Raw genomic sequence first — 1,482 nt, forward strand, 5'->3', positions numbered from 1 at the left:
GCATTGATCGCCATAACCGAGAAAGTCAGATCGGAGATTTCTTTCTCCGTTAAATACTCGCGTACACGATTATAAATCTCGTCCGATACTCCATGCTCGGGCAGATGTGTCAGAACCTCCGTCCAAGCCAGCGCAGCTCTTTCGCGAGGTTCGAAGAGAGTAGATTCTCTCCAGATCGAAACATGATACAGACGAAGCTCGCTCTCCCCGTTGATTTTCGCCTGCTTGACGTGCATGTCCAGACAGAATCCGCATCCGTTCATTTGGGAAGCTCTGATGTGAACAAGATCCAGGATCTTTTCCTCCACTGAGCTTCCTTTCTCCGCATTGCTGAATTCCATCATTTTTTTGAAAAGCTCCGGAGATTGCTGCATATAATTTAAACGCTGTGTCATTTTGAATTCCTCCTCTTTTGTTTTACACTTCTAAGACAATGGACAAATTAAATTTGTGACACATCCGGAATGTTTTTAGTTCAAATCATTTTTTTCGCTTTATAACGCGGTTGGGCGGACCATAATTTCGCTGATTAAGGTGTCGTCCGGTTCATTGATTGCAAACGCGATAGCTCTTGCTATGCCGTATGGGGAAATTCCCATACCGCTTATCTGATTTGCCAGAGCCTGTACCTCCGGACTGGTTATACTGTCAAAAAGTTCGGTCTTCGTCAGACCCGGCGCAATCACCGTTGATCTAATATGGGAGGCTGGAGATTCTTCCAGACGCAAACCTTCCGAAATCGCTCTGACCGCAAACTTTGTAGCCGCATATACGGCGGATGTTGCAGATACCTGATAACCGGAGGTAGAGGACAAGTTAATGATATGACCCGACTGCTGCTTCCTCATGATGGGTAGAACCGCAGCAATTCCATGTAAAACGCCCTTGAAGTTCACATCGATCATTTGATTCCACTCTTCCACTCTTAATTCATTTAGTCTCGAGTTTGGCATAACCCCTGCATTGTTTACCAATACATCTATTCGGCCATACGTTTCCAAAGCGAATTTGGCTAGATCTTTCATGTCTTCAGCGGAAACAACGTCCGCTTTTACCGAAACGGCTTCCCCGCCAGCTTGTTTAATGTCATTAACAATTGTTTGCAGGCGGTCCTCTCTCCTTGCTGCCAGTACGATTTTTGCTCCATGCTCCGCTAACAGCTTTGCTGCCGCTTCCCCTATTCCGCTGGATGCTCCGGTAATGATCACGACTTTGTTTTTTATATTTTCCATTGTTGTTGGCTCCTTACGATCTATTTTAAAATACGTTGAATATTTAACGGCCGTTGATTTAAATTATAGACAGAAGCCTTTCATCCTCAATGGTTGATCGAATAGAATTTGTTTCATATCCAACAATCTCTTAAGTTTTGTTGATTATCTGAAGAAGAGGTATCCGAATAATGGAAAAGGCTATAAAAACTGACCGCCGCATTCTCCGCACAAAGCAATCCATCAAGAATTCGTTCCTCGAGCTTTTTTC

The 1,482-nt window shown here is 44.1% G+C and carries 2 protein-coding genes; both read right to left on the minus strand.

From position 1 onward, the window contains the following. On the minus strand, nucleotides 1-395 hold a 395-nt coding region (locus IAE55_RS33520; RefSeq protein ID WP_145165356.1), incomplete at its 3' end, for a carboxymuconolactone decarboxylase family protein. A gap of 99 nt (nucleotides 396-494) precedes the next feature. After that, the gene (locus IAE55_RS33525; protein ID WP_200634970.1) at nucleotides 495-1,232 is read right to left on the minus strand and encodes an SDR family oxidoreductase; all 738 of its coding nucleotides are present in this window, start codon (nucleotides 1,230-1,232) and stop codon (nucleotides 495-497) included. Nucleotides 1,233-1,482 lie beyond the last annotated feature (250 nt).

Source organism: Paenibacillus sp. S28, from assembly GCF_016624415.1.
In the GTDB taxonomy this organism is placed as follows: Bacteria; Bacillota; Bacilli; order Paenibacillales; family Paenibacillaceae; genus Paenibacillus_AQ; species Paenibacillus_AQ favisporus.

Coding starts and splice junctions, on each gene's coding strand:
- IAE55_RS33525 (WP_200634970.1), bottom strand. CDS start 1,232: ATGGAAAATATAAAAAACAAAGTCGTGATCATTACCGGAGCATCCAGC.